24 protein-coding genes and 1 pseudogene are annotated in these 26,472 nt (G+C 65.4%); 10 read left to right on the top strand and 15 right to left on the bottom strand.

Annotated elements, in window-relative coordinates; translation table 11 throughout:
• Positions 1-5 precede the first annotated feature (5 nt).
• The gene (locus AU252_RS18270; protein WP_058931938.1) at positions 6-245 is read left to right on the top strand and encodes a helix-turn-helix domain-containing protein; all 240 of its coding nucleotides are present in this window, start codon (positions 6-8) and stop codon (positions 243-245) included.
• Here the strand turns inward: AU252_RS18270 and AU252_RS18265 are convergent.
• From AU252_RS18265 to AU252_RS18245, 5 genes are all read right to left on the bottom strand, one after another.
• Positions 242-856, bottom strand: a complete 615-nt coding sequence (locus tag AU252_RS18265; RefSeq protein ID WP_058931937.1) for a DUF6262 family protein — start codon at positions 854-856, stop codon at positions 242-244. The genes AU252_RS18270 and AU252_RS18265 overlap by 4 nt on opposite strands.
• Positions 853-3,024, bottom strand: coding sequence for a site-specific integrase (locus AU252_RS18260; protein WP_058931936.1), 2,172 nt, complete (start codon positions 3,022-3,024; stop codon positions 853-855). The genes AU252_RS18265 and AU252_RS18260 overlap by 4 nt, the downstream gene beginning before the upstream one ends.
• A 338-nt stretch (positions 3,025-3,362) precedes the next feature.
• Positions 3,363-4,466: a tyrosine-type recombinase/integrase gene (locus AU252_RS18255; protein WP_157769016.1), complete on the bottom strand. Its 1,104-nt coding sequence runs from the start codon at positions 4,464-4,466 to the stop codon at positions 3,363-3,365.
• A 323-nt stretch (positions 4,467-4,789) separates the two neighbouring features.
• Positions 4,790-5,059 (bottom strand): hypothetical protein, encoded by a 270-nt coding sequence (locus tag AU252_RS18250; protein ID WP_058931934.1) that lies wholly within the window; start codon positions 5,057-5,059, stop codon positions 4,790-4,792.
• Between the two features lie 90 nt (positions 5,060-5,149).
• Positions 5,150-5,488: a hypothetical protein gene (locus AU252_RS18245; protein ID WP_058931933.1), complete on the bottom strand. Its 339-nt coding sequence runs from the start codon at positions 5,486-5,488 to the stop codon at positions 5,150-5,152.
• A 359-nt stretch (positions 5,489-5,847) separates the two neighbouring features.
• Here AU252_RS18245 and AU252_RS24660 point away from each other — a divergent pair.
• Positions 5,848-5,952, top strand: a pseudogene (locus tag AU252_RS24660) (helix-turn-helix domain-containing protein); the annotation flags it as partial.
• 114 nt (positions 5,953-6,066) lie between these two features.
• Here AU252_RS24660 and AU252_RS18240 read toward each other — a convergent pair.
• The gene (locus AU252_RS18240; RefSeq protein ID WP_058931932.1) at positions 6,067-6,639 is read right to left on the bottom strand and encodes a hypothetical protein; all 573 of its coding nucleotides are present in this window, start codon (positions 6,637-6,639) and stop codon (positions 6,067-6,069) included.
• A gap of 148 nt (positions 6,640-6,787) precedes the next feature.
• On the opposite strand from AU252_RS18240, the gene AU252_RS18235 reads away from it, so the two are divergent.
• Positions 6,788-7,621, top strand: coding sequence for a LysM peptidoglycan-binding domain-containing protein (locus tag AU252_RS18235; RefSeq protein ID WP_058931931.1), 834 nt, complete (start codon positions 6,788-6,790; stop codon positions 7,619-7,621).
• Positions 7,622-7,664: 43 nt separating this feature from the next.
• Positions 7,665-8,132 carry an Rv3235 family protein gene (locus AU252_RS24655; protein ID WP_058931930.1) on the top strand — a complete coding sequence of 156 codons (468 nt, stop codon included), beginning with the start codon at positions 7,665-7,667 and terminating at the stop codon, positions 8,130-8,132.
• Between the two features lie 123 nt (positions 8,133-8,255).
• Here AU252_RS24655 and secA read toward each other — a convergent pair whose 3' ends face one another.
• The 7 genes from secA to mtrA form a co-directional block, all read right to left on the bottom strand.
• On the bottom strand, positions 8,256-10,994 hold the full coding sequence (secA, locus tag AU252_RS18225; RefSeq protein ID WP_058931929.1) for a preprotein translocase subunit SecA: 2,739 nt from the start codon (positions 10,992-10,994) through the stop codon (positions 8,256-8,258).
• Positions 10,995-11,041: 47 nt separating this feature from the next.
• The gene (locus AU252_RS18220; RefSeq protein WP_058931928.1) at positions 11,042-12,307 is read right to left on the bottom strand and encodes a winged helix-turn-helix domain-containing protein; all 1,266 of its coding nucleotides are present in this window, start codon (positions 12,305-12,307) and stop codon (positions 11,042-11,044) included.
• 32 nt (positions 12,308-12,339) lie between these two features.
• On the bottom strand, positions 12,340-13,065 hold the full coding sequence (hpf, locus tag AU252_RS18215; protein ID WP_058931927.1) for a ribosome hibernation-promoting factor, HPF/YfiA family: 726 nt from the start codon (positions 13,063-13,065) through the stop codon (positions 12,340-12,342).
• Positions 13,066-13,276: 211 nt separating this feature from the next.
• Entirely contained in the window at positions 13,277-14,239 is a 963-nt protein-coding gene (locus AU252_RS18210; protein WP_346425558.1) for a ComF family protein, read from the bottom strand.
• Between the two features lie 59 nt (positions 14,240-14,298).
• The gene (locus AU252_RS18205; protein WP_058931926.1) at positions 14,299-16,017 is read right to left on the bottom strand and encodes an LpqB family beta-propeller domain-containing protein; all 1,719 of its coding nucleotides are present in this window, start codon (positions 16,015-16,017) and stop codon (positions 14,299-14,301) included.
• Complete coding sequence (gene mtrB / locus AU252_RS18200; protein WP_083510468.1) at positions 16,014-17,939, bottom strand: MtrAB system histidine kinase MtrB; 1,926 nt, start codon at positions 17,937-17,939, stop codon at positions 16,014-16,016. The genes AU252_RS18205 and mtrB overlap by 4 nt, the downstream gene beginning before the upstream one ends.
• Positions 17,911-18,585, bottom strand: coding sequence for an MtrAB system response regulator MtrA (mtrA, locus tag AU252_RS18195; protein ID WP_056343773.1), 675 nt, complete (start codon positions 18,583-18,585; stop codon positions 17,911-17,913). Before mtrA ends, mtrB begins: the two co-directional genes overlap by 29 nt.
• A 154-nt stretch (positions 18,586-18,739) precedes the next feature.
• Here mtrA and AU252_RS18190 point away from each other — a divergent pair, with 154 nt between their 5' ends.
• Genes AU252_RS18190 through AU252_RS18165 form a run of 6 tightly spaced genes read left to right on the top strand, consistent with a single transcriptional unit; the run spans position 18,740 to position 24,994 of the window.
• Positions 18,740-20,011 carry a hypothetical protein gene (locus tag AU252_RS18190; protein WP_240484221.1) on the top strand — a complete coding sequence of 424 codons (1,272 nt, stop codon included), beginning with the start codon at positions 18,740-18,742 and terminating at the stop codon, positions 20,009-20,011.
• Positions 20,001-20,657 carry a DUF4129 domain-containing protein gene (locus AU252_RS18185; RefSeq protein WP_058931925.1) on the top strand — a complete coding sequence of 219 codons (657 nt, stop codon included), beginning with the start codon at positions 20,001-20,003 and terminating at the stop codon, positions 20,655-20,657. The genes AU252_RS18190 and AU252_RS18185 overlap by 11 nt, the downstream gene beginning before the upstream one ends.
• A 14-nt stretch (positions 20,658-20,671) precedes the next feature.
• The gene (locus AU252_RS18180; RefSeq protein WP_083510604.1) at positions 20,672-21,937 is read left to right on the top strand and encodes a DUF4350 domain-containing protein; all 1,266 of its coding nucleotides are present in this window, start codon (positions 20,672-20,674) and stop codon (positions 21,935-21,937) included.
• Entirely contained in the window at positions 21,934-22,935 is a 1,002-nt protein-coding gene (locus AU252_RS18175; RefSeq protein WP_058931924.1) for an AAA family ATPase, read from the top strand. The genes AU252_RS18180 and AU252_RS18175 overlap by 4 nt, the downstream gene beginning before the upstream one ends.
• An 11-nt stretch (positions 22,936-22,946) precedes the next feature.
• On the top strand, positions 22,947-24,239 hold the full coding sequence (locus AU252_RS18170; RefSeq protein ID WP_058931923.1) for a DUF58 domain-containing protein: 1,293 nt from the start codon (positions 22,947-22,949) through the stop codon (positions 24,237-24,239).
• 41 nt (positions 24,240-24,280) lie between these two features.
• Entirely contained in the window at positions 24,281-24,994 is a 714-nt protein-coding gene (locus AU252_RS18165; RefSeq protein WP_058933040.1) for a DUF4166 domain-containing protein, read from the top strand.
• Between the two features lie 36 nt (positions 24,995-25,030).
• Here the strand turns inward: AU252_RS18165 and AU252_RS18160 are convergent, their stop codons facing one another.
• Both AU252_RS18160 and AU252_RS18155 read right to left on the bottom strand, forming a co-directional pair.
• On the bottom strand, positions 25,031-26,041 hold the full coding sequence (locus AU252_RS18160; protein WP_058931922.1) for a hypothetical protein: 1,011 nt from the start codon (positions 26,039-26,041) through the stop codon (positions 25,031-25,033).
• On the bottom strand, positions 26,032-26,418 hold the full coding sequence (locus AU252_RS18155; RefSeq protein ID WP_058931921.1) for a chorismate mutase: 387 nt from the start codon (positions 26,416-26,418) through the stop codon (positions 26,032-26,034). The genes AU252_RS18160 and AU252_RS18155 overlap by 10 nt, the downstream gene beginning before the upstream one ends.
• Positions 26,419-26,472 lie beyond the last annotated feature (54 nt).

Here is a 26,472-nt window from a genome sequence, read left to right as displayed (position 1 = left end):
GTTTCGTGGCTGAGAAGCGGTTTCTGGCGTTGGCTGATGTTTCTGAGATTCTGAATATTTCTTCGGCTCAGGCTTATGCCTTGGTGCGTTCTGGTGAGTTGCCTGCGATTCAGGTCGGGGGCAGGGGCCAGTGGCGGGTGGAGTCACGTGTTTTGGAGGAGTACATTTCCCGCGGATATGAAAAGACCGCCGAGTATGTGCGCTCTCAGTCGTCGGCCGAGCGGGGCGACAGCGCCGAGGTTTAGGTCTTGTCCGGCGTTGCGGGTGCAGCGAATTCCAGCACGTTCGCGGTCTCGTTCCGTTGTTTCATCATGGTCCGGTTGATGGACTGCGCGGCACGGAGCTGGTCGTCGAGGTCTTGAAGGCTGGCCTCCAGGACGGTCACTGCTGACTCCGTCTGAGCCCTATGCTCCCGTTCGGCGATGAGTTCCTCTTCAAGTTCCTTGATATAGGCTGCCATTTGGTCCGGGGTCCGGCCGGCAAGTTCTTCGGCAAGGTTGATGTGCACGGCCCTTTTGTAGTCATCCCGCTGACGGGTGACGGTGTCCAGACGGTTCTGCAGGCGCAGGAGTTCCGTGGTCGCGTCTCGTGGGGTCAGGCCCGCTTCGTGGCTTCCTTGGGCCCAGGCCTTGCGCTGCTGGCTGGAAGCCGTGGCGATTGCTGTTTTGAGGTCGGGGGTGTTGTAGAGCAGCCAGCGGCTCACTCCGGCGTTGCGTGCCACTGAGGAAACGGTGAGGAGTTCGGGCCCTGCGAGGAGCTTGGCGATGGCCTTGCGGACGCTGGCGTGTTTGGCTTTGCTTTCTTTCTTTTTGGCGGCAATGAGCTTGTCGATGGCTGCGGTCCGTTGCTCGTTCATGGCTGGCCTGCCGGTGTTCTGACCGGCGTCAGTGGCAGCATCCGCCGCCCGTCTGAGGGTGTGGGCGGAGGGGCAGCGGCCGGGATCTCCTGGAGCAGGGTCACGGCATCATCAATGAGTGCGTTGTCTTCGGGAGTGAGCCTGGATTTTTCTTTGAGGAGGGCGGTGCGCATCCGTTTGTAGGAGGCGATCTCGTCTTTGAGGGACTGATGGACCCAGGGTTCGGCGATGTCGCCGGCAGCGATCAGGTCGGCGGTCAACGCCACGATGTGAGCGTCGATCTGGGGCAGGTGGGAGAGGTTGGCCCGGTAGTACTGGCATCCGCCGCATTTGTTGCGGACCGGGCATGATTGACCTGCTGCTTTGACGTTGCTGGGTTCGGTGCAGAGTCCCAGCGGTGTTGAGACGGACTCCCGGACGTATGCTGCGTAGTCTTTGGGCCCATGAAGTAGGCCTTGGCGGTCGATCGTGGTGCTGTTGACGATCTCGATGGCCTTGCGCTGTCTGTCCCTGGTGATCTTGATGTAGCCGGTGGAGGTGGTGAAGCTTTTGTGGTTCATCAGTTCTTTGATGACGTCCGGAGGGGTGCTGTTGTCGCTGAGCCGCTGGGCGTAGGTGTGGCGCCAGTTGTATAGCCCCATTCGTTCCCGGGTGAGGAAGTCCGCGGGTGATAACGGGTCATCCCGGACTTCGGCCTGGGTGCGGATCCGGTCGATCCAGCGCCAGTAGTTCGTGTGGAACCCGGTAGGGGTTATGTAGGTTTTGGACTGGGGCCCATACGGTCTGGGTGAGGGAAAGAGGTATCCGGCGGCGTCGGGGTGGATGTTCAGTATTTTTTCGAGTGTTTCCTGCCAGGTCCTGATGATCGTGGCTGTTGAGCGGTGGACTGGTAGCTCGAGTCCGTATTCTGCCGTTTTATGGCTGTCGTAGATGATGTAGGGCTGGCCGTCGTCGGTTTCGCGCAGGGTGTCCCGCGGCAGTGAGTAGATTTCCGTTGGTCGGCGGCCCAGATCGCGCAGCAGCTGGTAAATGGTCTGGAGCATCAGGTTGTGGAATTCGCGGGTCCGGCCGGCCGGGAGGGAATACTTCTCATCGACGGCGAGTAAGTGAAGGTTCGCGTCCAGGATTCGGATGATGTGGTCCGGGATAGCCCGGCCGGGGTTTTTATGGGGTCCGGGCTTCGGAAGTGCTTCGGCGGTGATGAACATGAACCGGGCACTGACCCGGGTCACGGGTTCGAGGTCGCTGCCTTCACGCAGGACCCGTTGGAAGAGCTTGAAATAGTCGTACTTCACTGAGTCGGTGCGTTGATCGCCGTTCTCGTGCGTGAGGTTCCGGTAGGCATCGACCACGGCCTTCGCGTCGGTTCTGGTCAGCTGTTCTGGGCGGGTTCCGTGCGGCCGGCCGGCCAGGGCGTGAGAGGCGACCTGGACGGTCCGGATGACATCGCGGATCTGGTCCGCGGCAAGGCCGAAGTGGCGGGCGTATTCCTTGGCCGTTTCCCGCAGCCAGTCCACGCGGATGTTGCGGAAATCCAGGGTGCCTTTGGAACAGATTTTCTGGCTCGTCCGGTCTTTGCGGAGCGCTATGACCGCGGCGTCCCAGACGTCTTCGGCGCGCATGTCCTTGCCGGAGTGGCAGTAGCGCCACCGTGCAGTGAGCAGTCCGGCGTAACGGAGGAATCCGATGACGTTCGCGTCGGGGCGTGCCCGGCCCTCCTCGGTGTCCAGTAAGCGGTGGATCGAGCGGGCGTTGGATTCCATCGCGGTCCGGATGATCCTGCGCATCGTGACGGGCATGATGCGGTACGAGTTCCGGTCCCTTTCCTGCAGGACTAGCAGCAGCTCTGTCCGCAGTATCGGCGGCAAGTCAATGAAGGAGAATTCGTGACGGTGGTAGCGGATGTCCAAGGGCCGTTCGACGGCGATGAAGGCGGCGTGGTCGATACCGTGTTTGGTGAGTTTGCGGAACATCGTATGGTGCCAGAGGCACAGACCTGAAGCGCGCTGGCTCGATTCCGCCCCGCACGCCGGGGACGCGCAGCGCTTGCCCGGAGGAAACAGGGCCTTGTCTGTCGCGGCGAATTCCTCGACGTCGAGGCGTGGTCCTGTCTGCTCCGAACCGTGGTGCCACCGGGAGTAGTGTCGGTGGCAGAGGCCCTTGATCATTCCCATCGCCTGGCAGCGGGCTGCGGCTGAGCCCACAATGCAACGCGGGGCTTCCGTTTCCAGAGCCCGCCGCCGCGACCGCACCGGTCCAGCATCTGGCGCACCGTCCACGCAGGAACGACAACGGCTCCCGGTGATGGTTGAAACCCTCGGACACCCGGGTGACGGGCACCCGTAGATACCGGTCAGCGGGTTGGCAGGGTCAGCAGCGAACAGCCACAACCGCAGACTCCACTCTGCCGGGCGCCATTGAGGCTCCAGCATGGATTCCAGAAAGGCACGGTAGGAATCCGGCGCTGACACCGGTGATTCACGGCGCAGGAACTCGGCGGCCTCGCTCATGGCGACGTCTCCCGGGCCGGCAACGATCCTTCGACGGCGCCTCGAAGGTCCTCTGTTGCCGGGTGCAGATAGATGGACGTGGATGCCAGGGATCTGTGTCCCATCAGCGCCATGATGACATCCGGTGCGACACCGGACCGGGCCCACCAGGTAGCGGCCGTGTGCCGGAACTGGTGCGCCCGGACCGGTATCCCGGTTCTCTTGCCAACAGCTGCCAGCATGCTGTGCAGTCCCGGATAGCCCAGCGGCGCCGGGTGTTGGCCATGGATGGAGAGAAACAAGGCTGAGGGCTGGCCGTGGCCAAGGGCCCGGTACCGCTGAGCCATGTAGGCGCCGTGAACCTCGCAGACATCCGCCGGCAGCGGAACGCTTCGCGTGTGCGGCGACTTGGCCCAGGCCCCGTTGGGGTTCATCCGCCGGACAATGTGAACATGTGCTCCGGGATCCAGGCAGCCCAGGTGTCCGGAGTCCGGCAGCATATGCAGATCAGCCAGGGCAAGGCCCAACACTTCACCGGCGCGAAGGCCGCAGCGCAGCATCAGCAGGACAAGGAGCCGGTCACGGGGACGCTCAAGTGTTTCCAGCACCCGGTCCACCTGCGGACGCGAGAGCGCAGCCGGCCTGCGGCTCACCTCCCGGGCCTTGAGCAGCCGGGCCGCACGAGGATACCGGAAATGTTCAGCAGCTTTCAAAGGCACCGTTCCTGCCATCCGCTGCTCCACCGTGGCGCGCAGGCTCTCAGTCGCGAAGCCGTGTGCCACCGCGTAGCGCAGAAACGTCAGGACAGCCGTCAGGTGTGCATTCACCGTTCGACCAGACTGCCGGCCGCCGCTAGATGTTTGGCTCTCAAGAAATGACTTGTAGCCTGCCAGTTGGTGGAACCGCAGACTCTTCCATGCAACTTGCGTCTCCGTGCACCAGGACAGGAACCGGGCCAGCCTCAACTGATAGGCCTTCTGGGTATTCACCGCCCGGCCGGAATGCGCCAGCCACAACGCATAGCCGCGGCATTCCTCGATCAGGTGATAGCGCTCATCCACGACGACCCACACGCCCGCGCCGCTTCCCATCGATACCTGGACCGCTTGGAAAATCCGCACACAAAGCAAGGTACCGAGTCTCACGAAGCTCAACAACAGCCAGTAACGTTCGGGACGATGAACTTTGCCCCAACTTCACTGGAGTGCCGTGCGGCGGACAAGCCCGCACAAGATAAGAATGTCATCTGCACTCCATCGACATCCGTGCTCCCAGGAAAATATCCCATTTCCAAGGAGCTCGGACACAGTTAGCCGTCCGGTGGAGGTATTTGGCTCCTGTCCTCAGGATGGAGGTGGTCGGGCGACGATTCAGCTCGGCGACCTGCGAGAGCCAGTGCGAGGCGTCGCCAGAAGTGCGTCTCTCAGTCGTCGGGTCATCGCGATCACTCGAAGAACTCCGATGGCGCTTCCGTGACGGCTGACTGCATGTTCGCGATAGTGACCCGCTCGATAACCAGCAAGCGTTTCACGGTGAAGAGCCGGCCGGTTTCCAATTCGGCGTCGATGTCTTGTTGCAAGCGTGTCGGCTCGTAGAACGTTACGCTGATCAGCGAGTCGTCGATGCGCACCGCAGCGCCCCAGAACACGCCTTTGGACTCAACTTCCCAGGCGTAATCACCGAAGTCCGGGGGGAACACAAGTTCTCTGATCATGGCTAGTAGCACTCTATTCTGGGCGGCGATGACCCAGCGCCATGATCTCGTCTGTTGGATGAGAACTGACTTTGCCTGCTTCTCCGGCGTTTATGAGAAGTAGTCGTCCAGGGCAAGCAAAGCATCCAGTCGCCACCGATCGTCAATTACCCTTATAAGCTGCCTCAGGTCGTCCACCGTTCCCACTGGTTCAGACAGGAGAGCTAAAGGCGGAGCGGCCCTAACGAACTCAGCCTCTTCGGAATCCCACAGCAGTAAACCTGCCCTTTCCTCAAAGAAGCGCATCTGCTCAATCTCGATCACTTCATCAAGGTCCTCCTGATCCCGCACCATCAACTGATCCAAGCTTTGACGGAAGACGTCCGACATTAGCTCCGTCGGATCCGGCAATGCCACCGTGTGGCACACCCCTAAATCGTCAACCCACATTTTTCCTCCCACCTAGGAAAATAGTAGTGCCGTGTATGCCGGTGGGGTCAAGGTATCGGCCGAGCCAGCCCAGGGGCGGGGCGTTCGGGATGTTCGGGCAGGCGGTCCCCGGCCGCCCATAGGTTCCCAGGTCCCGGCTGACGTGACGGTTCCGGCGGCGTCGGGGACGGGGGCCAGCCTGTCCGTGTGAAAGTATGCGTCCGCGTCGGTTGAGTCATGGGCCGCGAGGGGCTGGTCTCCGTGGGTGTAGTGGCGGACGAGGGCGCTGCCATCCTCACATACACGAGAAAAGTGCCAGTTACGGAGGCAGGAAGTGCCCCAACGCACGATCCTCACGGCCCAAACCGTGCCAAGATAAGCGCGGGCAGTGGCGCGTCGAGGAAAAGATGCTGGAGCAATACATCGAAGAGCGTTACGCCGAGGCCAGCCGCATGATCCAGGAAGCCAAAGCCAAGCAAGGCTGATTCTGGCTTTACGAGTCAGCCCTCGCAACCGCTTGTCCGCTGAGTTTTTGTCCAGATAATCGCCTCAAACGGGCGGCAAAGTCCCATTAGGTGGACAAAAACTTCGGCCCGCGGCTACAGTTCCCCTGCACTCCATGACCGCAGGGCACCCAGCGCCCGAAACGGAATCGTGGCTACCTGCCGGACCTGTGATGCCCGCCGGGACTCCCCGGGACTGACCAGCGCCAGGTCCAAAAAGTCACTGCCCACCCGGTCAATGACTCCGGCCAGCCCGGTATCCCTTTCCGGCGCGTGGCGCAGAGTGACGGCAAGTTCGGTCCGGTCCCGCGCCAGGCCCCGCAGCGCATGCGCCAATCCGATCCGGCGCCGCACCTGCGAAGTCTCGGCCACGGAGCCGCGGCCAAGGCCCGCATAGCGTGCCACCGCGCCGTACGGGACCAGGACCTGGTGACGCAACTCGTTCAGGACCAGCGCATCGGCGCCGGCATGGCTCAGGGTTCCTTCGAAGGCGCGCCCACACGCCAGGTACACGGCCACGTGGCTGTTCAGGGAACCCCGCAAGCGGTCAGCCAGAGCGACGGAGGCTGTTTCCGCTCTTGCCCGCTCAGAGATCTCGGCATCGACGGCCAGTCGCTCGCCCTCGGCGAACTGTGCCTCCATATCACTGAACAGAGCATCCCAACGCATGGGGCCAAGCGTAGGGTGCGGGTTTGTTCGCGGTCAATTCATCAACGACTTCACTCCAGTCTCTGGACAAATCCAGCACAGCTGCGTCAAACTGAACCTAGATTCATCAAACGGCATCAAACAGCATCAAACATGAGATAGGAACATCATGACGGCAGCTACAGCACGTGGGCTCCGCGCAGACGCCGTCATGGCGGCGTCCATCCTCCTGTTGGGATTTTTCCTCTGCGTTGCCGGCGGGGGCATGGTGGGTCGATGGCAACTGTCCACAGCACGCCGGCAAGGCCCGGACCTCGATGACCTACTTGGTGCCGTGGCTGTCGCCGCTGGGCTGGCCATCGTGGCGTGGTGGATCTTCTCGATGGTTTTGGCGTCAGCGGCTGCCGTCCTGGGCAGGTGCGGCAGGCGGCGGGCCGCCGACAGGGCCGGCAAGTTCTGCCCGGCATTTATGCGCCGGCTCGCTGTGGCCGCACTGTCGGTGCAACTGCTGTCGGCACCGCTGGCTCACGCAGCCGTCCCACCGGCCGGACCCGCCTGGGTACCCACGCAGGAAGTGGCAGTCCAGGACGTACCGGTCCACGGCGCAGCCATCCAGGCCCAGTGGTCTCCCACAAGCGGCCACCGGCAGCTCCCGGAACCGGAGGGCAAAAACCCCGCAGACACGGGAGGACAGACCACCGAAACTCCTGCGGCGGCGGTCCGGCCAGACTGGCGTCCCAGCCCGCCGGTCCCGGACCCCGGCCTGCTGGCGGCCCAGCCCGTCCGTGCGGAACAGGGCCCACCGGCGCCATTGAGTGAGGTCACGGTACTGGCGGGCGACACACTCTGGGACATCGCCTCCCGCCACTTGGGCCCTTCGGCTTCGGATGTGGATGTCGCCTTGCACTGGCCCCGCTGGTACGAGGTCAACAAATCCCGGATCGGCGAAAGCCCGCATGTCCTGCTGCCCGGGCAGATTTTGAAAGCACCTTCCACGGCCTAACCGACGTTCCGATATTCATCAGCTCACGATCAAGGGGAATCACATGTACGCAGTTACGCCGATCCGCTCCGCCACGGTCAACCCGGGCGGCGCGGCAGCAGTCCCCCAGGTTCCTCCGCGCACCACTACCGCGCCGGTCGTGCCGCTGCGTGCGACAGACGAAGCCTCCGAAATCCTGGCGATCACACGCAGTACCGTGCAGGCGGCCATGGAAGTCCTCGCCGGCATCCGGCCGATCCACCAGCTCGCCCGCCGTCTGGATCCGCGCTGCCTCGCCGTGCTGCAGCACCGTGCGGCCTTGATCCGCCGCGAACAGTCGCGCTCTGCCTCGCCGTCCCTGGCCCGGCTGCACAAGAACTCCATCGTGCGTTCAGTCCGCGCCTGCGAGGTCGCCCCGGGCATCTATGAGGCAAGCGCCGTGGTGGTTGATGACATCCGGGCACGGGCTGTAGCGGTCCGGCTTGAGCGCAGCAAGCAGGTCTGGCGCGTGACCGAGTTTATGGTCGGCTGAGCCGCTTGCCCACGAATGCAGAAGTGCCCGGAGCTGAGGCTCCGGGCACTTCCAGTGTCGAACTATTTCAGTGACGATCTATTGCAGTGCCGACCTATGGCTGATCAGGCTCGATCCCTGCTGTCAGCGGCGCTTTTTCCTGGCCGGACGCTTGGTGGCGTCCTGCGCTGCAGCCTTTGCGGGATTTCCGGACCGTGAAGAGACACGACCCTCCACCCGGGTCTGGGATGCGCCGTCTTCGCCGGGAGCCGTGTACTGCAGCTGGGCCGGCTTCTCCGGCGCCTCCAGGCCGGCAGCGTGGATCTGCGGCTCAACGTGCTCGGTGTGGCCACCTGCTGCGTCGGGCACCACCACATCCTGGGCCGGAGTCACCTCAACTTCAAGGTTGAACAGGAAACCGACGCTTTCCTCGCGGATGGCCTCCATCATGCTCTGGAACATAACGAAGCCCTCGCGCTGGTATTCCACCAGCGGGTCACGCTGTGCCATGGCGCGCAGTCCGATGCCTTCCTTGAGGTAGTCCATCTCATAGAGGTGTTCCTGCCACTTGCGCCCGATGACCGACAGCACCACGCGGCGTTCCAGCTCGCGCATGCTCTCGGCGCCGATGGTCTCTTCCCGTGTCTGGTAGACCACGCGGGCGTCGGAGAGCAGCTCCTCCTTGAGGAATTCAACAGTGAGCTTGGACTTGCCGCCAGCTTCCTCGATGATCTCATCCGCTGTGACGCTGACGGGGTAGAGCGTCTTGAGGTTGGTCCACAGCTGGGTGTAGTCCCAGTCATCGCCATTGCCTTCGGCCGTGGCGGAGTCGATCAGGGCGGTGATGGTGTCCTCCACAAAGAACTGGACCTTCTCGTGCAGGTCGTCACCTTCGAGGATCCGGCGGCGGTCGCCGTAGATGGCTTCGCGCTGGCGGTTCAGGACGTCGTCGTACTTGAGGACGTTCTTGCGCTGCTCGGCGTTGCGGCCTTCAACCTGACCCTGGGCAGACGCGATGGCCCGGGAAACCAGTTTCGATTCCAACGCCACATCATCCGGGACGGAACTGTTCATCAGCCGTTCGGCCGCGCCGGAATTGAAGAGCCGCATCAGGTCATCGGTCAGGGAGAGGTAGAAGCGTGATTCGCCGGGGTCGCCCTGGCGGCCGGAGCGGCCACGGAGCTGGTTGTCGATGCGGCGGGACTCGTGCCGCTCAGTTCCCAGGACATACAGCCCGCCGAGGTTCAGTACTTCCTCGTGTTCGTCCTTTACGGACTGCTTGGCCGACTCCAGGCCAGCCGGCCATGCGGCCTCGTACTCTTCGGAATTCTCTTCCGGGTCCAGCCCGCGCTTGGCCAGATCGGCCACCGCAGTGAATTCGGCGTTGCCACCCAGCATGATGTCAGTGCCGCGGCCTGCCATGTTGGTGGCCACCGTAACAGCACCCTTTCGTCCGGCCTGCGCAACGATGGCCGCTTCACGGGCGTGGTTCTTGGCGTTCAGGACTTCGTGCCTGATGCCCTCCTTGGCGAGCAGCCCGGAAAGGTATTCGCTCTTTTCGACACTCGTTGTGCCCACAAGGATCGGCTGGCCCTGTTCGTGACGCTCGGCAATGTCCTTCACGACGGCGTCGAACTTCACCTTTTCATTCTTGAACACGAGGTCCGACTGGTCGATCCGCTGCATGTCCCGGTTGGTGGGGATGGCCACCACGCCGAGCTTGTACGTGCCCATGAACTCGGCGGCCTCAGTCTCGGCCGTGCCGGTCATGCCTGCCAGCTTGGAGTACATCCGGAAGTAGTTCTGGAGCGTCACCGTGGCCAGAGTCTGGTTTTCGGCCTTGATCTCCACGGCCTCTTTGGCTTCGATGGCCTGGTGCATGCCCTCGTTGTAGCGGCGCCCGGCCAGGATGCGGCCGGTGTGTTCGTCAACGATCAGCACTTCGCCGTCGAGGATGACGTAATCCTTGTCCCGCTTGAACAGTTCCTTGGCCTTGATGGCGTTGTTCAGGAACCCGATGAGCGGAGTGTTCGCAGATTCGTAGAGGTTCTGGATGCCCAGGTAGTCCTCCACCTTTTCGATGCCGCTCTCCAGGACGCCGACGGTGCGCTTCTTCTCGTCCGCCTCATAGTCCTCGCCGGCCTTCAGGCGCTGCACCACCTTGGCAAATTCGCTGTACCACCGGTTGGTGTCGCCCTGGGCAGGGCCGGAAATGATGAGCGGCGTGCGGGCTTCGTCGATGAGGATGGAGTCGACCTCATCAACAATGGCGAAGTTGTGGCCACGCTGGACCAGTTCTGACTGGTCCCACGCCATGTTGTCGCGCAGGTAGTCAAAGCCGAATTCGTTGTTGGTGCCGTAGGTGATGTCCGCGGCGTACTGCTGCCGGCGCACCGCGGGATCCTGGTTGGACAGGATGCAACCGCTGGTCAGGCCAAGGAAACGGTAGACCCGGCCCATAAGGTCTGACTGGTATTCGGCAAGGTAGTCGTTCACCGTGATGACGTGGACGCCATTGCCGGTGAGGGCATTAAGGAAGGCGGGCGCGGTGGCCACGAGGGTCTTGCCTTCGCCGGTCTTCATTTCGGCGATATTGCCCAGGTGGAGCGCGGCGCCACCCATAAGCTGGACGTCAAAGTGACGCATGCCCAGGGTGCGGGATGAGGCCTCACGCACGGCGGCGAATGCCTCCGGGAGGAGATCGTCCAGGTGCTCGCCGTCCCGGTGGCGGGCGCGGAGGTGGTCAGTTTCCTCCCGGAGCTCAGCATCCGTGAAGGTTTTGAACGAGTCTTCGAGCGCATTGATGGAGTCGGCATAGTTCCGCAGTTGCCGCAGGGTTTTTTTGTCACCCGTGCGGAGAAGTTTTTCGATAAGTGATGCCACGTGAAGATACTCCCAGTCTTATGCTGCCGAATTCTGGCGTTTTTAGTCTACGGGAGAGACACAGGCCACGCGGCCGGTGTTCCCTGAGAGCGGAGCGGACCGGCGCGGTGACGCAGGGCGGTGCCGAGGGACTCCGCCAGGTCCCCGATCGGGCTGACCACAATGTTGTCCAGCTCCAGCCATTCGGCCAACAGTTCCAGCTCGGCGGCGAGCTCGACGGCGGTCCCTGGCGGTGCGTCCGGCTCACCGTAGGCGGACCTGACCAGCAGATTTCCTGCCGCACGGTCCGCTTTAAGGTCCACCCGCGCCACGATGGTGTCACCCAGGAGAAAGGGCAGGACGTAGTACCCGAAGCGTCGGAGGTGCGCGGGCGTGTAAATCTCGATCCGGAAATGGAACCCGAAGAGCTCCTCAAGCCGGCGCCGCTCGAAGACCAGGGAGTCAAAGGGACTGAGCAAGGCCCGCCCTGCCGCCCGCCGCGGCATTGTGGCGTCGGCATGGAGGAACACCTTCCGGTCCCAGCCGGCGACAGCCACGGGCTCCAGCCTCCCTATGCTGACCAGATGGTCCACCGAGGCGGCGGCCGCCTTGACCGGTGTACGGAAGTAGTCGGCGAAGCACTTCACGGTTCCGATGCCATGGGCTTGTGCGGCCGCGTCGATGAGCCGATGCATGGCCTCAACAGGGTCCGGGGTGGGTTCGAGGGCCAGCCGGCGCGGCAGCACCCTTGCCGTCAGGGTGTACTTTCGCTCGAACTGTTCGGTTCTGGACGCCGCGGAAATGGTGCCCGCCTCGAACAGGTCTTCAAGCACGCGTTTAACGGCGTTCCAGTTCCATCCCCAGTTGTCGTCCCGCCGGTCCTCCACGTGCCCGATGTTCACCGTCAGTTCCGCCGCCGTCATGGGCCGCCCGGCGGCGAGGGCGTCGAAGATCTTTCCGGCCACCGCGTCGCGCAGCTCCGGGTCGAGGGCGGATGCACCCACCCACGTGCGTTTCTGCCACAAGCGGAGGTCCTGGAAGTGCTCGGGCCGGATGAAGCTGGCCTCGTGGGCCCAGTACTCCATCATTCGCCTGGGAGGCAAGCTGGCCATCCGCTGAAGGATGGTGCGGTCGTAGTTGCCGAGCCTTGAAAAGAAGGGCAGAAAGTGACTGCGGGACAACACGTTGACGGAATCGATCTGGACAAGCTGGATCCGGGCAAAGGTCCGGCCCACCGTCCGTGAGGTCACGGGGCCGGCGGGCCGTCCTTTGTCGAGTCCCTGAGCTGCCAGAGCGATCCGCCGGGCCTGGTTAAGGCTCAGCGTCGCTGGCACATCAGTCCTTTCATTGAGGGGTGTAAACCGCCCTAGACTTTTGCAGCCTCGTCATCGGAACGGTAGGCGAGGATTTTTTCTTCGACGGCGGTGTTCCCCGGTTCGCATTCGTGGTCCAGGGTGATCACCCCGTACGTCCAGCCACGGCGCCGGTAGACCACCGAGGGCGTGTTGGTGGCCTTGTCCACAAACAGGTAGAAATCGTGGCCCACGAGCTCCATGTTGTCCACAGCATCGTCAAGGGTGAGGGAGGCCGCAGGGAAGACTTTGCGCCGGATCAGCACCGGGGAGTCCCCTGCCGGAATGTCGTTCTCGACATCGTAGGGCGATCGTTCAACAGGTGCTGCCTGGGGTTCACTGCGATGGCTCGCCTCGACGTAAAGGGGCTCACTGGGACTTGCGGGTTCCAGTGTGGCGGTGGCCTCACGCACTGCCTTGGGAGTGTGACGCCCATGGTGGACCTTCTTGCGGTCCTTGGCGCGGCGGAGACGTTCCAGCAGCTTGGTGTAGGCGAGATCGAACGCAGCGAATTTGTCTGCGGCGCTGGCTTCGGCACGGATTACGGGTCCCCGGCCCAGGACAGTCACTTCAACGGTGAGCTGGTCGCCGGTCTGGCGCGCATTCGTTTCCTTGGAAACCTTCGCGTCAACCCGCTGGACCTTGTCGCCAAGTGACTCGATCTTCGAGATCTTCTCACCGGCGTATTCGCGGAAGCGGTCTGAGACCGTCAGATTTCGTCCGCTGATCATAAACTCCATGGTGCCCTCCAAATGACTTCGGTGACACGACGGCGGCACATCCCACGGGCCGATCTGCTTGACAGTCGAGCCCCTTTCCGAGCCGCCATCGAAAGGTACAACTTGTTCTTGGTACCCACAACCGACGTTAGTTCATAGCCACCTGTTATTCATCCTTTCTTCGTTTATTTTTTTCTAAGACGGGCAGCGTTCCGCCAGCTCCCGGGGCGGGCTATTCGCCGCCAGCTGAATCCGGCGGGCGTGTCGCGGCAAGGACCACCGCCCCCACCACCACGGCACCGCTGACGTGCAGCGCGCGGGCTGCTTCCGCGAGTGTGGCCCCCGTGGTGAGGACGTCGTCGACAATGATGCAGCGGCGTCCGGCCACCCGCGCGCGCTGGCGTTTCGGGACCTTCATGGACCCCTTGACCCGGCTGGCCCTGGCCCCGCGGCCGAGTCCCTTTTGGCCTCCAGGCAGCCGCTCCAGTGCGGCGCGGCGCCGGGATTTCCGGATCACGTCCACCACCGGTGTACCGCGGATGGTGGTCCCCCGACGCAACTCTGCGAGCAGGAGGTGGACCGGGCTGAATCCCCTCTTGATGTAGCCGGCCGTACTGCTGGGCACCGGAACCAGGCAGACGCCGTCGACACCGGCCACGGACGCGGCGATGCCCTGCCCCAGTCCGCGCGCCAGGACTGACGTGAGCTGGTGCTGGCCATGGCTCTTGAACGAAAGCACGGCCTGCGCCAGCTCCTCGCGGTACACCCCGGCCGCCACCACGGGAAGGATCAGGCCGCCGTCGACGTTCATCAGGGCCGGCGCCTGCTCCTCTGCCCGGAACGGGTGCCTGGTCAACAGGCGGACGTGGCGTTCGCACATGACGCACAGGGCCAGGTCCTCCGCACCGCAGCAGACGCAGTCCACAGGGACGGCAAGTGCCAGCAACTCCGCCGCGGCCACGCCCATCTGGTCGGCGGCCCGCAGCCAGCGGCGGCGGTGGCCGCCGCGATGCTTGGCGGACTGCAGCGGAGGCGGCAGGAGGTCCGGATCCAGGCTTGCCGCATTTCTGGCGGGACTTCCCCCGGAGCGGCCCCCAACGCCGCCCCCGGACCGGCGCGCACGCGCGTGGCGAGCAGGCGGGTGGCGGGCAGGAGCGTGGCGAGCAGGAGGACGTCCGGGCTGAACTTCGGTCACACCCCATGGTGGCGTGCGTATCGCAGCCCCGGAACCGCTGGTCCGCGCTATGTGGAAAGCTACCCAGGGAATGAGGGGTCGATGGGGCCCTTCAGCTGGGGCGACCAGCCGTTGCCGAGCCGCTGGAAGATGCCCTCGGCCGACTGGCCGTAAATTTCCTCCAGCCCGTTGCCGGCGCTGAGCCACACAAGGCCGGGCCATGGCGCCAACTGCTGGGGTTGTCCGGAGGTGAGGGACAGCAGCTCCGGCGTGACGTTCGAGCCTGCCGAGGCTTTCATCACGGCGACCGTTGTGTCGTTCACCCAGACGCCCTGGTCCGGGTCACCGGAAGCCACCAGCGTGATCGGGGCAGTCAGTTCCCGGGGCGTCCCGTCGGCGTTCCGGATGATCCCGGCAATCTGCACCTTCGTCTTGCCATTCTGTTCCGAAATGACCAGCGCCCGGACGCCCTCGCGGGAGATCCTCAGCTCCTTGACGGTTCTTCCGGCCAACCACGACGGCGTGAGCGTAACGGTGGGAACGGCGGCACCTTCGGCAACTCCGATGGGCCGGTAGGCCACCACCTCCGTACCGCCGGTAGCTCCCGGCCCTGCGGCCCACACCCAGTCATGAATACTGAAGGACGGGTGCGTAATGGTGCTGCGCGTTGTCAGCGCACGGGCGGGCTGTCCCGGCACCATGCTGTAGAGCGTCGTCCGGCTTTCGTTGAGGAAGGCAACGGTCTGTGACACCGGGGATTCCGACGGGTAGCGGGGCCCGAGCGATGAAACTGGCTGCATATCCGGCAGCGGGGACACCCTGTTGTTTTCGTAGCGCACCAGCTCATTGCCGCTGACGGCGATCTCGCGGACCGGCACGTTTTTGTCCCGCACCGGGGGCAACACGGAACCGTTGTCTTCGACGCGGACCAGGTCCTGGTTGGCATGCAACTCCACATTAACGACGTCGGGCTGGCTGCGGAACGTGAGCGAAAGCTGCGTCTGCATCCGGAGCCTATCCTCCGTGGACGCCTCCGTGAGTTCCTTGGCGGTGAGGTCCACCTGCGCGGCGCCGGACACCACCGGAACTGATTCGCGGGCGAGTTTGATGCCGGACGGGAAGGCGCTCACCACCGCGCCGCGAAGGTACGGCGCGGGGCCGGCCAGCAGGGCACTGGTCATGGCTTTGACGGTCTTGTTCTTGATGAACCAGCGGACGTCAGGCACGGCATAGGTGAAGCTGGGATCGTAGAAGTAGATAGGGTAGGCGCCGTAGATGACCTTGAAGGTTTCCTCCGGGATCGCTGTTCCGTCCGGGATGGCTGAGATCCGCCATTCGCCGTCCACCTGGGTGAGAGTGGCCGGAATGTTCTCGATGGTGCCTTCGGGCATCTGGGTGGCGATGCCGTCAACATCCACGCTGTACGCAACGTCCAGCTGGTAGTTGTAGACGTTGTCGACGCCGGTGCCCACCACTTTCGCCTCGCGGTACACCAGCGCGCGCTGGTCGGGTTTCCAGGATACTGACGCTGCCTGCGTCAGGTATTCGCGGGCCACCGCGTAGTCCCCCTCGTATCCGGTGCCGGCACGGTAGAAGTAATCAATGATGTTTTCCGGAGTAGCGCCGGGCTGGGGAGCGGCCGGGAGGAACACCGGTGCGTTGACGTTGCCGGCGCTGCCTTCAGCGCTCTTCCCCACCGGCCCGGCCGTGGGAATGCGCGCGCAGGACGCCAGCACCAGGGCAACGACGAACAGCACAACGCTCCTCTTCAGCATCGCCCGCACTTTTCGTCCCGTCATGAAGACTCCTTCGGTGTTGCGCCCGTCCCGGCAGGGGTGCGCCCGGTGCCCTGGCCACGCCCGCCGCCAGCGGGGACATCAGGCGCCCCAGTGGGGCCGGGCCCCAGGACCAGCACGTTTTTCGAATGTGGGACGTCGGGGAGGATGACGTCCTCAGGCTCAAGCTGCACAGGTGAGCGGTCGATCTCCTCGCCCTGGCGCAACGGAATGGTCAGCCGGAAGTTGGCCCCTCTACCCTTGTTTCCCCATGCCTGCAGCCAGCCGTTATGGAGTTTGGTGTCTTCCATTGCGATGGACAGGCCCAGTCCGCTGCCTCCGGTGGTGCGGGCACGCGCCGGATCCGCACGCCAGAACCGGTCAAAGACCCGGGCGGCCTCGGCCGGGGTCATGCCGATCCCCTGGTCCCGGACTGCAACTCCCACCGCTGACCGGTTGGCTGAGACAGTCACGGTGACCGGCCTGCCTTCGCCATGCTCCACTGCATTCAGGATGAGGTTCCGCAGGATCCTGTCGATCCTCCTGGCGTCCATCTCCGCGACAATTCCCACAGCGGGAGCCCGGAGGATGATCTCCGAGCCGTATTCGGCCGCGACGGGCGCTGCCCCGTCAATGACATGGGCGATCACCTGCAGGATGTCCTCGGGCTCGGCGTCGAGCATGGCCACGCCGGCGTCGAAGCGGGAGATCTCGAGCAGGTCGGCCAGCAGGGACTGGAACCGCTCCACCTGGTTGTACAGGAGTTCCGCGGAGCGCTTGTTGATGGGGTCGAAGTCGTGGCGGGCGTCGTACAACACTTCCGCGGCCATCCGGACGGTGGTCAGGGGCGTGCGGAGCTCGTGGGAGACGTCGGAGACAAACCGCTGCTGCATCTGGGACAACATGGCCAGCTGGGTGATCTGCTCCTGGAGGCTGGCGGCCATGTGGTTGAACGATGCCCCGAGGCGGGCAACCTCGTCTTCGCCTTTGACCACCATCCGCTCCTGCAATTGGCCGGCAGCGAGCTTCTCCGACACCAGGGCAGCGTGGCTGACCGGGCTGACAACATTGCGGGTGACGTACCAGGCGATGGCCCCGATCATCAGCACCAGCACCGCGCCGCCGGCCAGGAGGACGCCCTGGATTTCGTCGAGCGTCTGCTGGGCGGTGTTGACGTCATAGATCAGGTAGAGCTCGTACACGGTCCCGTTGAAGGTCACCAGGTTGCCCACGGCGATGCCCGGCCTGTCCTCGGTACCTACCGGAATCACGGTGGAGGCCCAGTACTGGTCCTTGCCTGAATCCTGTACCGCCGTACGGAGTTCAGGCGGGATGACGCTGACGGTCAGCTGGTCCGACGCCCGCGACTCCACCCAGCGGTTCCGGGGCTTGGTCTGTTCGGGCTTGGCTTCGAAAACGTAGCGGCGCTGGATGACGGAGCCGCGGCCCTCCACGGCGTTCAAGGTGTCGTAGACCAGCGTGATGACGCTGGACTGGTCGGTGACCTGGGCGCCGTCGAACGTCTCCTGGACCTGCTTGACGTAGTAACGGGTCTCGGATTCGGCCTGGGTGAGGCGCTCCTGGAACAGGTTGTTGGCGATCTGGTTGGACAGGTAGGCGCCCACGGCGCCAAAGGATGTCACGGCCAACAGCAGCGTGGTGAGGACTGTCCGGAACTGCAGGGACCGGCGCCAGCGTCGACGCATGGCCCGCCCGGCAGAACGGACCGCAGGGAAGAAACGGGTCACGCCGAGACGGACAAGGCGGCCCACCCGTAGCCCCACGATTACTCCACGGCGCCGCCAGATCCGTGCCCGGAATGGCAGCGTTGCCAGCTCCGACGGCAGCGCATCCGTGTGCTCCGGGCCCTTGGCTGCGGGAAGATCCGGGGCACGGTGCGCTTCTGGTCCTGAGGGCTCAGGAACCTGCTTTGTAGCCGACACCACGAACCGTCAATACAACTTCGGGAGCTTCCGGATCCCGTTCAATTTTTGACCGGAGGCGCTGGACGTGGACGTTGACCAGCCGGGTGTCTGCCGCGTGGCGGTAGCCCCAGACCTGCTCCAGCAGCAGCTCGCGGGTGAACACCTGCCAGGGCTTCCGCGCCAGGGCTACGAGGAGGTCAAACTCCAGGGGGGTGAGGGAAATCCGCTCATCGGCACGCTTCACCGTGTGGCCAGCCACGTCGATGGTGATGTCAGCGATCCGCAGCGTTTCAGGCGCCTTCTGGTCGCCGGGCCGCAGGCGGGCACGCACGCGTGCCACGAGTTCGGCGGGTTTGAACGGCTTGGGCACGTAATCGTCTGCGCCGGACTCAAGGCCGCGGACGACGTCGGACGTATCCGACTTGGCCGTGAGCATGACGATGGGCACGTCCGATTCGGAGCGGATCTGCCGGCAGACCTCGATGCCGTCCACGCCGGGCAGCATCAGGTCAAGCAGCACGAGGTCAGGCTTCGATGAACGGAAAATATCCAGCGCCTGGCTGCCATCGGCGCAAAAAACCGGCTCAAAGCCGTCATTGCGCAGAACAATCCCAATCATTTCGGCCAGCGCTTCGTCATCGTCAACTACCAGAATGCGTGCCTTCATAGTTATATATTCCCTTATTGAACAGGGTTTGTCCTGTTCAACGGCCTTACGGCATGGCGCGATGCTATGACGCCCGACGCCGGAACTATAGGCTGGCAACACGCGGACAGTCCCGCACGGGGGAAGGAACAGGGTGCCACACCAGGATCCGAACATGCAGCAGCCGCATCCTGCCGGCGAGGCTGGGAACGGCCAGCCGCCAGGGAACCCGCCTCCATGGGGGCCGCAGCCCGGGCCGGCACAGCAGCCCTGGGGCGGCCAGCCGGTTTGGGGACCTCCCCCGGGTGGCCCGCCGGCTTGGGGCACGCCGCCGCACAATCCCTACGGCGGCCCGCCGCCCCACCAGCAGCCGCGTTATGTTGCCCCGCCCAAACCCGGCATCGTTCCCCTGCGGCCACTGATGTTCGGCGAGATCCTGGACGGCTCCTTCCAGGCGATCAGGCGCAACGCCAAAGCCATGCTGGGCGCCGCGCTGCTGGCGCAGACCCTCGCCGCAGTGCTCACGGCAGTTCTCAGTTCATTTTCCGCCACTTCCGCGGCGTCACTTGAAGCCTGGGCGGCGGGCCTGACGGAGCAGGACCTGGTCCCGCTGGTGGTGACCTTCGCGTCCGGGATCCTGCTCGTCTCGGTGCTCACCGTTTTTCTGTCGGCGGTGCTTCAGGGCGCCATGGTGGTTCCGGTCGCCAGGTCCGTCCTCAACCGCCCCACCGGCTTCAGGCAGATGTGGTCCCTGGCGCGGTCCCGCGCTGGTGCCCTGATCCGCCTTGCGGCCCTGCTGGTGGGCTGCGGGCTCCTCGTTGCGCTGCTGTTTGTGGCGCTGGCAGTGCTGCTGGTCAGCACCGTGGGCGGACTTGGCGCCATGATCCTCATCCCGCTGGGGCTGGTGTGCTTTGTGCTGTACGTATGGGTCTACATCAAGTTCATGGTGGCGCCGGCCGCCGTTGTGGTGGAGGAACTCGGGGCGATGGCCGGCATCCGGCGCTCCTGGGAACTGACACGCAGCAATTGGTGGCGGCTGCTGGGCATCACGCTGGTTGTGGGCATCATGGTGGGGGTCATCGCCCAGGTCGTCATGATTCCCGTCACACTGCTCACCGGCTTTTACACGGGCGTGGTCTCACCCCACGGCGGTGCCGAGCAGGCCATAACGGCGGCCGTGGTGGCGGGCGTTGCCACCGCGGTAGTTACCGCAGTGGTCGCCGCAGCGGGTTTTGCCTTCCAGACCTCCGTGATGGCACTGCTCTACCTCGACCTCAGGATGCGCCGGGACGGACTGGATATCGCCCTGCTCCGGCTGCTGGAATCCGGAGCAGATCCCGACGGCGTCCCGGGCCGAGGCGTCCCGGTCTACCGGGCGGGACCCGACCAATATCCGCGGCCGCCCTACGGGGCAGCGCCAGGCGGGGCATGGCCGGATGGCCGTTGAACCACCAGTCCTGCCGGGCCGCGACGAGGCCCGCCGCTGGGCCGAAGAAGAACTTGCCAAGCCGGAATACCGTGACGCGGCCCCCGGCTGGCTGGACAGTGTGTGGGCGGACATCCTGGACTGGCTGCGGTCCCTGGACGGCGGCTCCGGCCCGGACACCACCGTGGCGGCGCCGTGGATCGGCGTGGCCATCGCCGTGCTGATCGGCGCCGCGGTCGTCCTGGCCCGCCCGCGCCTCAACGCGAAGGCCAAGCGTGCCGGAGACGTATTCGACGCCGGCACAACAGTCAGTGCCGAGGCCTACCGCGGGCGCGCGGCGGCCGCTGCCGCAGCAGGCAACTGGAGTGCCGCCGTCGTGGACTGTTTCCGTGCGCTGGTGCGCACGGCCGAGGACAGAACGCTTTTCGACGCGCGGCCGGGCCGGACCGCGGACGAGGTGGCGCACGAACTGGCCACACCGTTTCCGTCAGAGGCCGGCCGCCTGACGGAAGCTGCGCGGACTTTCGACGGGATCCGCTACGGAAATGAGTCCGCGGGCCAGGCTGACTTTGCCGCGGTGCGCGAACTGGACATTGCCCTGCAGTCCCTCACACCGGCGAGCGCCGCCCTGCCCGCTGAACGTGACGAACCGGCGGTTCCGCGATGACGCAGGGTCCCACGATGCAGAAACCTTCGCCGGATCCTCTGACGCCCAAACTTCCGACGTCGGGTGCACCGGAGGCGCAGCCGGGTTCCGCCCCGGCACTCCGATCCGGTTCCGGGTCCGGTTCCGGGTCCGGCGCCGGTGCCGTGTCCGGTGCCCGTGCCTGGCTCCGGCGGCACCGCGGCGGGGCAGCGATCGGCGCGGCGGCCGCCGTCGGACTGACGGTGGTTATTTCCACCCAACTCGCGCCAAGGGGCGATTCCCTGCCCTTATCCGTGCATAACGCCGGGCCGGGCGGCGCCAGGGCGGTCAGCGAGATACTGGGCCGCCACGGTGTCGAGGTCCAGGATGTTGAATCCTTTGACTCCGCCACGGCAGCACTCGCGGACCGGCCGGGTGCCACCCTCCTCCTGTACGACCGGAGCGGATTCCTGGACCAATCCCGGCTGGACGAGCTGACCGCAAGTGCGGGACGCGTAGTGCTGGTGACGCCGCGGCTCGGCACGCTGAAGGCCTTCGATACCGGCATCAGCCAGGCCGGTGTGGTGCCTGAGTCAACGGCGCTCCTGGAACCGGGCTGCGATCTCACCGATCCCGCGGCGGCAGGCGCTGTCTCCGGAACCGGCGGATTCCTGTACGACGGCGGCACGGTTTGCTTCAGCCCGCCGGGAAGCACCGCCGGGCTGCTTGCCCGCACGGATGACGGCGGCCTGACCGTCCTGGGCAGCACCGCCCTCCTCAACAACGGCGGGCTTGCCGGCCACGGCCATGCCGCACTGGCGCTGCGGACGCTGGGCGGCTCAGAGGTCGTTGTCTGGTACCTGCCCGGACTGGGCGACGCGGCCGCTGCGGAGTCAACGCAGACACTTGATGACCTAGCCCCTGACTGGGTGGCATTCCTGGGGCCCTGGCTGGTCTTTGTGGCCGTGCTGGCCATTGTGTGGCGCGGGCGCCGCCTCGGCCCGCTCGTGTTTGAACCACTCCCCGTGGTGGTCAAGGCCGTGGAGACCGCCGAAGGCCGCGCGCGCCTCTATCAGGATTCCCACGCACTGGACCGGGCACGGGACAACCTTCGGGCCGGCACCCTGGTTCGTCTGGCGCAAGCCCTTCGAGTGGGATCCCAGGCCACTGCCGACGACGTGGTGCAGGCAGTGGCCCGGCACCTGGGCCGGCCGGTCAGAGATATCAGCGGCCTGATCCAGGAACGCCCCGGTACCGCAACCAGGCTGGTGCAATGGTCACAGGAACTGGACAAACTAGAGAACGAGGTCAGGACCCGATGAACGAACCGTACGGCGCCCCGCAGATCATGGATTCCTCCCCGCGGACGCTGGATCCCGCCCGGCAGGCGCTCCTGGATGTCCGCCACGAGGTTGCCAAAGCCGTGGTGGGCCAGGATGCCACCGTCACGGGACTCCTTATCGCGCTGCTTTCCCAGGGGCATGTCCTCCTCGAAGGCGTGCCCGGGGTGGCCAAGACACTCCTTGTCCGTGCCCTTTCCGCCGCGCTGAGCCTGGACACGAAACGCGTACAGTTCACCCCTGACCTGATGCCCGGCGACATCACCGGTTCCCTGGTCTATGACTCGCACACCTCGGAATTCAGTTTCCGCGAGGGGCCGGTCTTCACCAACATCCTGCTGGCCGACGAAATCAACCGGACGCCGCCGAAGACGCAGGCCTCCCTGTTGGAGGCCATGGAAGAGCGGCAGGTCTCGGTGGACGGGGTGTCCAGGCCGCTGCCGGCGAACTTCCTGGTGGCGGCAACCCAGAACCCTGTGGAATACGAGGGAACCTATCCCCTGCCCGAAGCCCAGCTTGACCGGTTCCTGCTCAAGCTCGCCATGCCGCTGCCCAGCCGGACTGACGAGGTGGAAGTGATCCGGCGGCACGCAGCCGGCTTCAATCCCCGGGACCTTGCTGCCGCCGGTGTCCGGGCAGTGGCCGGCGCCGAGGACCTCGAACGGGCGCGGCAGGCTGTGGCCACCGTTGCCGTCGAACCGGAAATCATCGGCTACATCGTGGACCTGGTGCGCGCCACCCGGCAGGCGCCGTCGTTCCAGCTGGGCGTCTCGCCCCGCGGCGCGACTGCACTGCTTAATACGGCCCGCGCCTGGGCCTGGCTGTCGGGCCGCAGCTTCGTCACCCCCGACGACGTCAAGGCACTGGCGCTGCCGTGCCTGCGCCACCGGGTGGCCCTGCAGCCTGATGCCCAGATGGACGGGGTCCGCGTGGACGATGTCCTGGGCAGCATCCTGGCATCCGTCCCGGTCCCCCGCTGATTCGCTTGCACATGGCACTCTCCGGACGGTTCGTCGTGCTGGCACTGCTGGGCCTGGTGCCGGTGCTGCTGTTTCCTGGCGGGGGAACGGTCCTGGGCGTGGTCGTGGCACTCGCTGCTCTCCTGGGCCTGGACCTTGGCCTGGCCGCTTCCCCGCGGGCCATCATCGTCACGCGCGCCGAGCCCGGCAACGTGACGCTGCACGGCACGGCGGCTTCGGTCCTCACGCTGCGCAACAGTGGCCGGCGACGCTTGCGTGCCACAGTTCGAGACGCGTGGCAGCCGTCTGCCGGGGCTGTGAATCCGGTCCAGGACCTGGACATCCCCGCCTTGGAAAGCCGCCGGATGACCGTCCGGTTACAGCCGGTCCGCCGTGGCGACGTGGGCGCCCGGCACGTCACTGTGCGCTCCCATGGACCCCTTCGGCTCGCGGCACGCCAGCGCACGTTTGACTGTGCCGGCCTCCTGCGGGTCCTGCCGCCGTTCCATTCCCGCAGGCACCTCCCCTCGAAGCTCAGGAAACTCCGCGAACTCGACGGCAAGGCCGCCGTGCAGATCCGGGGTGCCGGCACCGAATTCGACTCGCTGCGTGACTACGTCCGCGGGGACGACGTCCGGTCCATCGACTGGCGCGCAACCGCCCGCCGGTCCGCCGTCGTCGTCCGCACCTGGCGCCCGGAACGCGACCGGCGCGTGGTGATCATGCTGGATACCTCTCGCACGTCAGCGGCAAGGATCGAGGACGAACCAAGGTTGGATACCGGCATCGAAGCGGCGCTCCTGCTGGCGGTCCTGGCCGAGCGTGGCGGTGACCGGGTGGACTTCCTGGCCTACGACCGACGTCCGCGGGCAAGGGCCGGTTCCGCCACCACCGGCAACCTCCTGGGGCAGCTGGTACAAGCGATGGCGCCCCTCGAGGCGGAACTGATTGAGCTTGACTGGTCCAGCCTCCCCGGCCAGATCCGGGCGGTCTCCGCCCACCGGTCCCTGGTGGTGCTGCTGACCTCGTTGGACGGCGGGGCACCGGAGGAAGGTCTCATTCCCGTGGCCGCGCAGCTCGCGCAGCAGCACGTTGTGGTGGTGGCCGCCGTCCGTGATCCCATGCTGGGGCGGATGCTGCGGGAGCGTGAGAACGCCGCCGGCGTGTTCCGGGCGGCAGCGGCCGAACGCGTACTGCTGGAACGGGCGGCGGTCAGCGCCGAACTCCGGCACCATGGGGTTGAAGTGGTGGATGCGGAGCCACACCAGCTGCCGCCGCAGCTTGCCGACATGTACATCCGGCTCAAGGCGGCCGGTAGATTGTGAGTCGCCGCAGCGCCGCTGACGGCACCGTCCAGGAGGTCACCATGAACGTCCCTATTTACCGGCAGGCCCTGGGCGAGGACTTCCACCGGCTGCAGCCTGAGCTGCAGGAGTACTTTTCCCTGGCGCCCGGCTCGGGGCACTACGGCGTCGGGGAGGGCGTGTTCGACGTTGTGGGCTGCCGGCAGGCGTGGCTGCGGCCGCTGCTCAAGCTGACCTCCGGGGAGGACGCGTTTTTCCCGGATTACGGGGAAGGCATCCCCTTCCGGATTGAAAACCATGCCCACCAGGATCCGTTCGGCCGCTCCAGCCTGACTGCCCGGCGGGAAATCCGTTTTCCCGGGCACGTGCGGATATTCCAGGACACCACCAGCCTCGTGGATTCCGACGGCGGCCCGCGGCTGGTGGACTACCTGGGCCGTTTCCGGCGCATGGTGACCGACCTCAAGCTCAGTGTGACGAACGAGGGTAGGCTGCGCGGCGTTTCCGAAGCGTCGCGGCTGTTCCTGGGCCCCCTCCGCCTGCCGCTGCCGGCCACCGTGGATGCCAGGGCTTACGCCGAGCAGTGGTGGGACGGCGCCGCAGGCGAGCACGGACAGCACCGGATCCAGGTCAAGGTCATCCAGCCGCAGATCGGGCTGGTCCTGGTCTATGCGGGCGGTTTTGACTACCGCCTGCGTCCCTACATCGGCGGCAGTTCGGCGCAGAGTTTCCTGCCCCGCTACGCCCAGCCGGACCGTTGGGAGAACCGGACGTAGAAGTCTTGCAGGTAGGTCCGCTCAGCGGTGGGCCGATCAGCCGTGCGCGCGCTGGTTCAGGCCGTCGGCCACCTGGGTGAGCCGGCCCAGCACCGCTGTGGCGGTGGCCGGCGTGTGGCCGGCAAGTCCCGCCGAGGGGGTGACCCGGATATTGCCCAGGGACGACGCCGGCAGCCCCAGCTCGTGCCATGGCCGCCAGACGGACTCCACGACGTCGGCCACCCTGGGCAGCGTGCCACGGCTAACGTCCAGTGCGCCGGCCCAGATCCGCTTGCCGGCCTCCACTGCCGTGGCCAACTGCTCCCACTGCCGTGTGGTCAGGGCCCTCAGCGGTACGGCCACGCCGTCGGCGCCGGCGGCAATGATCCGGCCGATGGGGGCCTCAATTTCAGGCACGGAGACAACGATTTCGGCGGCACCCGCGTCACGGAGCGCCTCGATCACCACCTGCCAGGACTCGGTGACCTCCTGGCCACCCACCGCCCGCAGCGTGCGGTAACCGCTCGACGTCGGAATGGTGCCGGCCAGTACGGCGGCGATATCAGGCTCGTCGACCTGAACCACCAGCCGCGCGCCCGGAACCGCGCTGGAAATCCGGGAGAGGTAGCCGCCAACCCCTGCGGCCAGCGAGTCGGCAACGTCCCGGCGTGCGCCGTAATCGATCAGCGCCCGTTCGCCGTTGTGCAGGTGCAGTCCGGCGGCAAGACTCAGCGGTCCCAGCAGCTGGACCTTGAGTTCGGGGGCGCGGGTGTCCTCGTCGCCGGCAACGTCAGCCAGGACGTTGATGTCGGTGGAGAGGGCCGACGCGGCCCGGCGGAAATCCTTGCCGGGACGGTCCACCAGCCGCCAGCCATACGGCTGGACATCCACGGCCATTTCAACCAGGAGTGCGGCCGTCCGCCCCAGGGCGTCGGAACCGACTCCACGGTCCGGAAGCTCTGCCAGGAACGGCAGGTGCGGGCTTCCAAGCTCGCCGCGGATAATGCGGGCAGCCTCCGCGGGGTCCTCCCCCGGCCAGGGCCCAAGCCCGGTGGCTGTTACTTCCACTCTGCAGCGGCCTGGTGGTCCTCGGCGATGGCTTCATGATGGCGGATGACCTCGCCGATGATGAAATTCAGGAACTTCTCCGCAAACGCGGGATCGAGGTGTGCATCCTCCGCCAGCCGCCGGAGACGGGCGATCTGGGCGGATTCCCGGCCTGGATCCCCCGCCGGGAGCCGGTGCGCGGCCTTGAGGAAGCCCACTTTCTGGGTGGCCTTGAACCGTTCGGCCAGGAGGTACACCAGGGTCGCATCGATGTTGTCGATGCTGGAGCGGATGGACAGCAGTTCCGCCATCACCGAGTTGTCCACGTGGCCTGCCAGCGAACTCGCGGCGGCATCGTAGGTGTCGGTGTCGGGAACATCGTGGTTTTGCTGCGTCATGGTCCAAGTCTATGGGGCGCCCGCGGAAATTCTTCCGGTGTTAAGCGGCGGACG

This window comes from Pseudarthrobacter sulfonivorans, from assembly GCF_001484605.1.
In the GTDB taxonomy this organism is placed as follows: domain Bacteria; phylum Actinomycetota; class Actinomycetes; order Actinomycetales; family Micrococcaceae; genus Arthrobacter; species Arthrobacter sulfonivorans_A.
This window is presented reverse-complemented; position numbering and strand designations above follow the sequence as displayed.

What these genes read in the sequence shown, in the direction of transcription:
- AU252_RS18265 (WP_058931937.1), bottom strand. Translation starts at nt 856, where the DNA reads ATGAACGAGCAACGGACCGCAGCCATCGACAAGCTCATTGCCGCCAAA.
- AU252_RS18155 (WP_058931921.1), bottom strand. Translation starts at nt 26,418, where the DNA reads ATGACGCAGCAAAACCACGATGTTCCCGACACCGACACCTACGATGCC.
- AU252_RS24655 (WP_058931930.1), top strand. Translation starts at nt 7,665, where the DNA reads ATGTACGCAGTTACGCCGATCCGCTCCGCCACGGTCAACCCGGGCGGC.
- AU252_RS18235 (WP_058931931.1), top strand. Translation starts at nt 6,788, where the DNA reads ATGACGGCAGCTACAGCACGTGGGCTCCGCGCAGACGCCGTCATGGCG.
- AU252_RS18205 (WP_058931926.1), bottom strand. Translation starts at nt 16,017, where the DNA reads ATGACGGGACGAAAAGTGCGGGCGATGCTGAAGAGGAGCGTTGTGCTG.
- AU252_RS18175 (WP_058931924.1), top strand. Translation starts at nt 21,934, where the DNA reads ATGAACGAACCGTACGGCGCCCCGCAGATCATGGATTCCTCCCCGCGG.
- AU252_RS18245 (WP_058931933.1), bottom strand. Translation starts at nt 5,488, where the DNA reads ATGTGGGTTGACGATTTAGGGGTGTGCCACACGGTGGCATTGCCGGAT.
- hpf (WP_058931927.1), bottom strand. Translation starts at nt 13,065, where the DNA reads ATGGAGTTTATGATCAGCGGACGAAATCTGACGGTCTCAGACCGCTTC.
- AU252_RS18185 (WP_058931925.1), top strand. Translation starts at nt 20,001, where the DNA reads ATGGCCGTTGAACCACCAGTCCTGCCGGGCCGCGACGAGGCCCGCCGC.
- AU252_RS18260 (WP_058931936.1), bottom strand. Translation starts at nt 3,024, where the DNA reads ATGATCAAGGGCCTCTGCCACCGACACTACTCCCGGTGGCACCACGGT.
- AU252_RS18180 (WP_083510604.1), top strand. Translation starts at nt 20,672, where the DNA reads ATGCAGAAACCTTCGCCGGATCCTCTGACGCCCAAACTTCCGACGTCG.
- mtrA (WP_056343773.1), bottom strand. Translation starts at nt 18,585, where the DNA reads ATGAAGGCACGCATTCTGGTAGTTGACGATGACGAAGCGCTGGCCGAA.
- AU252_RS18165 (WP_058933040.1), top strand. Translation starts at nt 24,281, where the DNA reads ATGAACGTCCCTATTTACCGGCAGGCCCTGGGCGAGGACTTCCACCGG.
- AU252_RS18250 (WP_058931934.1), bottom strand. Translation starts at nt 5,059, where the DNA reads ATGATCAGAGAACTTGTGTTCCCCCCGGACTTCGGTGATTACGCCTGG.
- AU252_RS18170 (WP_058931923.1), top strand. Translation starts at nt 22,947, where the DNA reads ATGGCACTCTCCGGACGGTTCGTCGTGCTGGCACTGCTGGGCCTGGTG.
- AU252_RS18240 (WP_058931932.1), bottom strand. Translation starts at nt 6,639, where the DNA reads ATGCGTTGGGATGCTCTGTTCAGTGATATGGAGGCACAGTTCGCCGAG.
- AU252_RS18190 (WP_240484221.1), top strand. Translation starts at nt 18,740, where the DNA reads ATGCAGCAGCCGCATCCTGCCGGCGAGGCTGGGAACGGCCAGCCGCCA.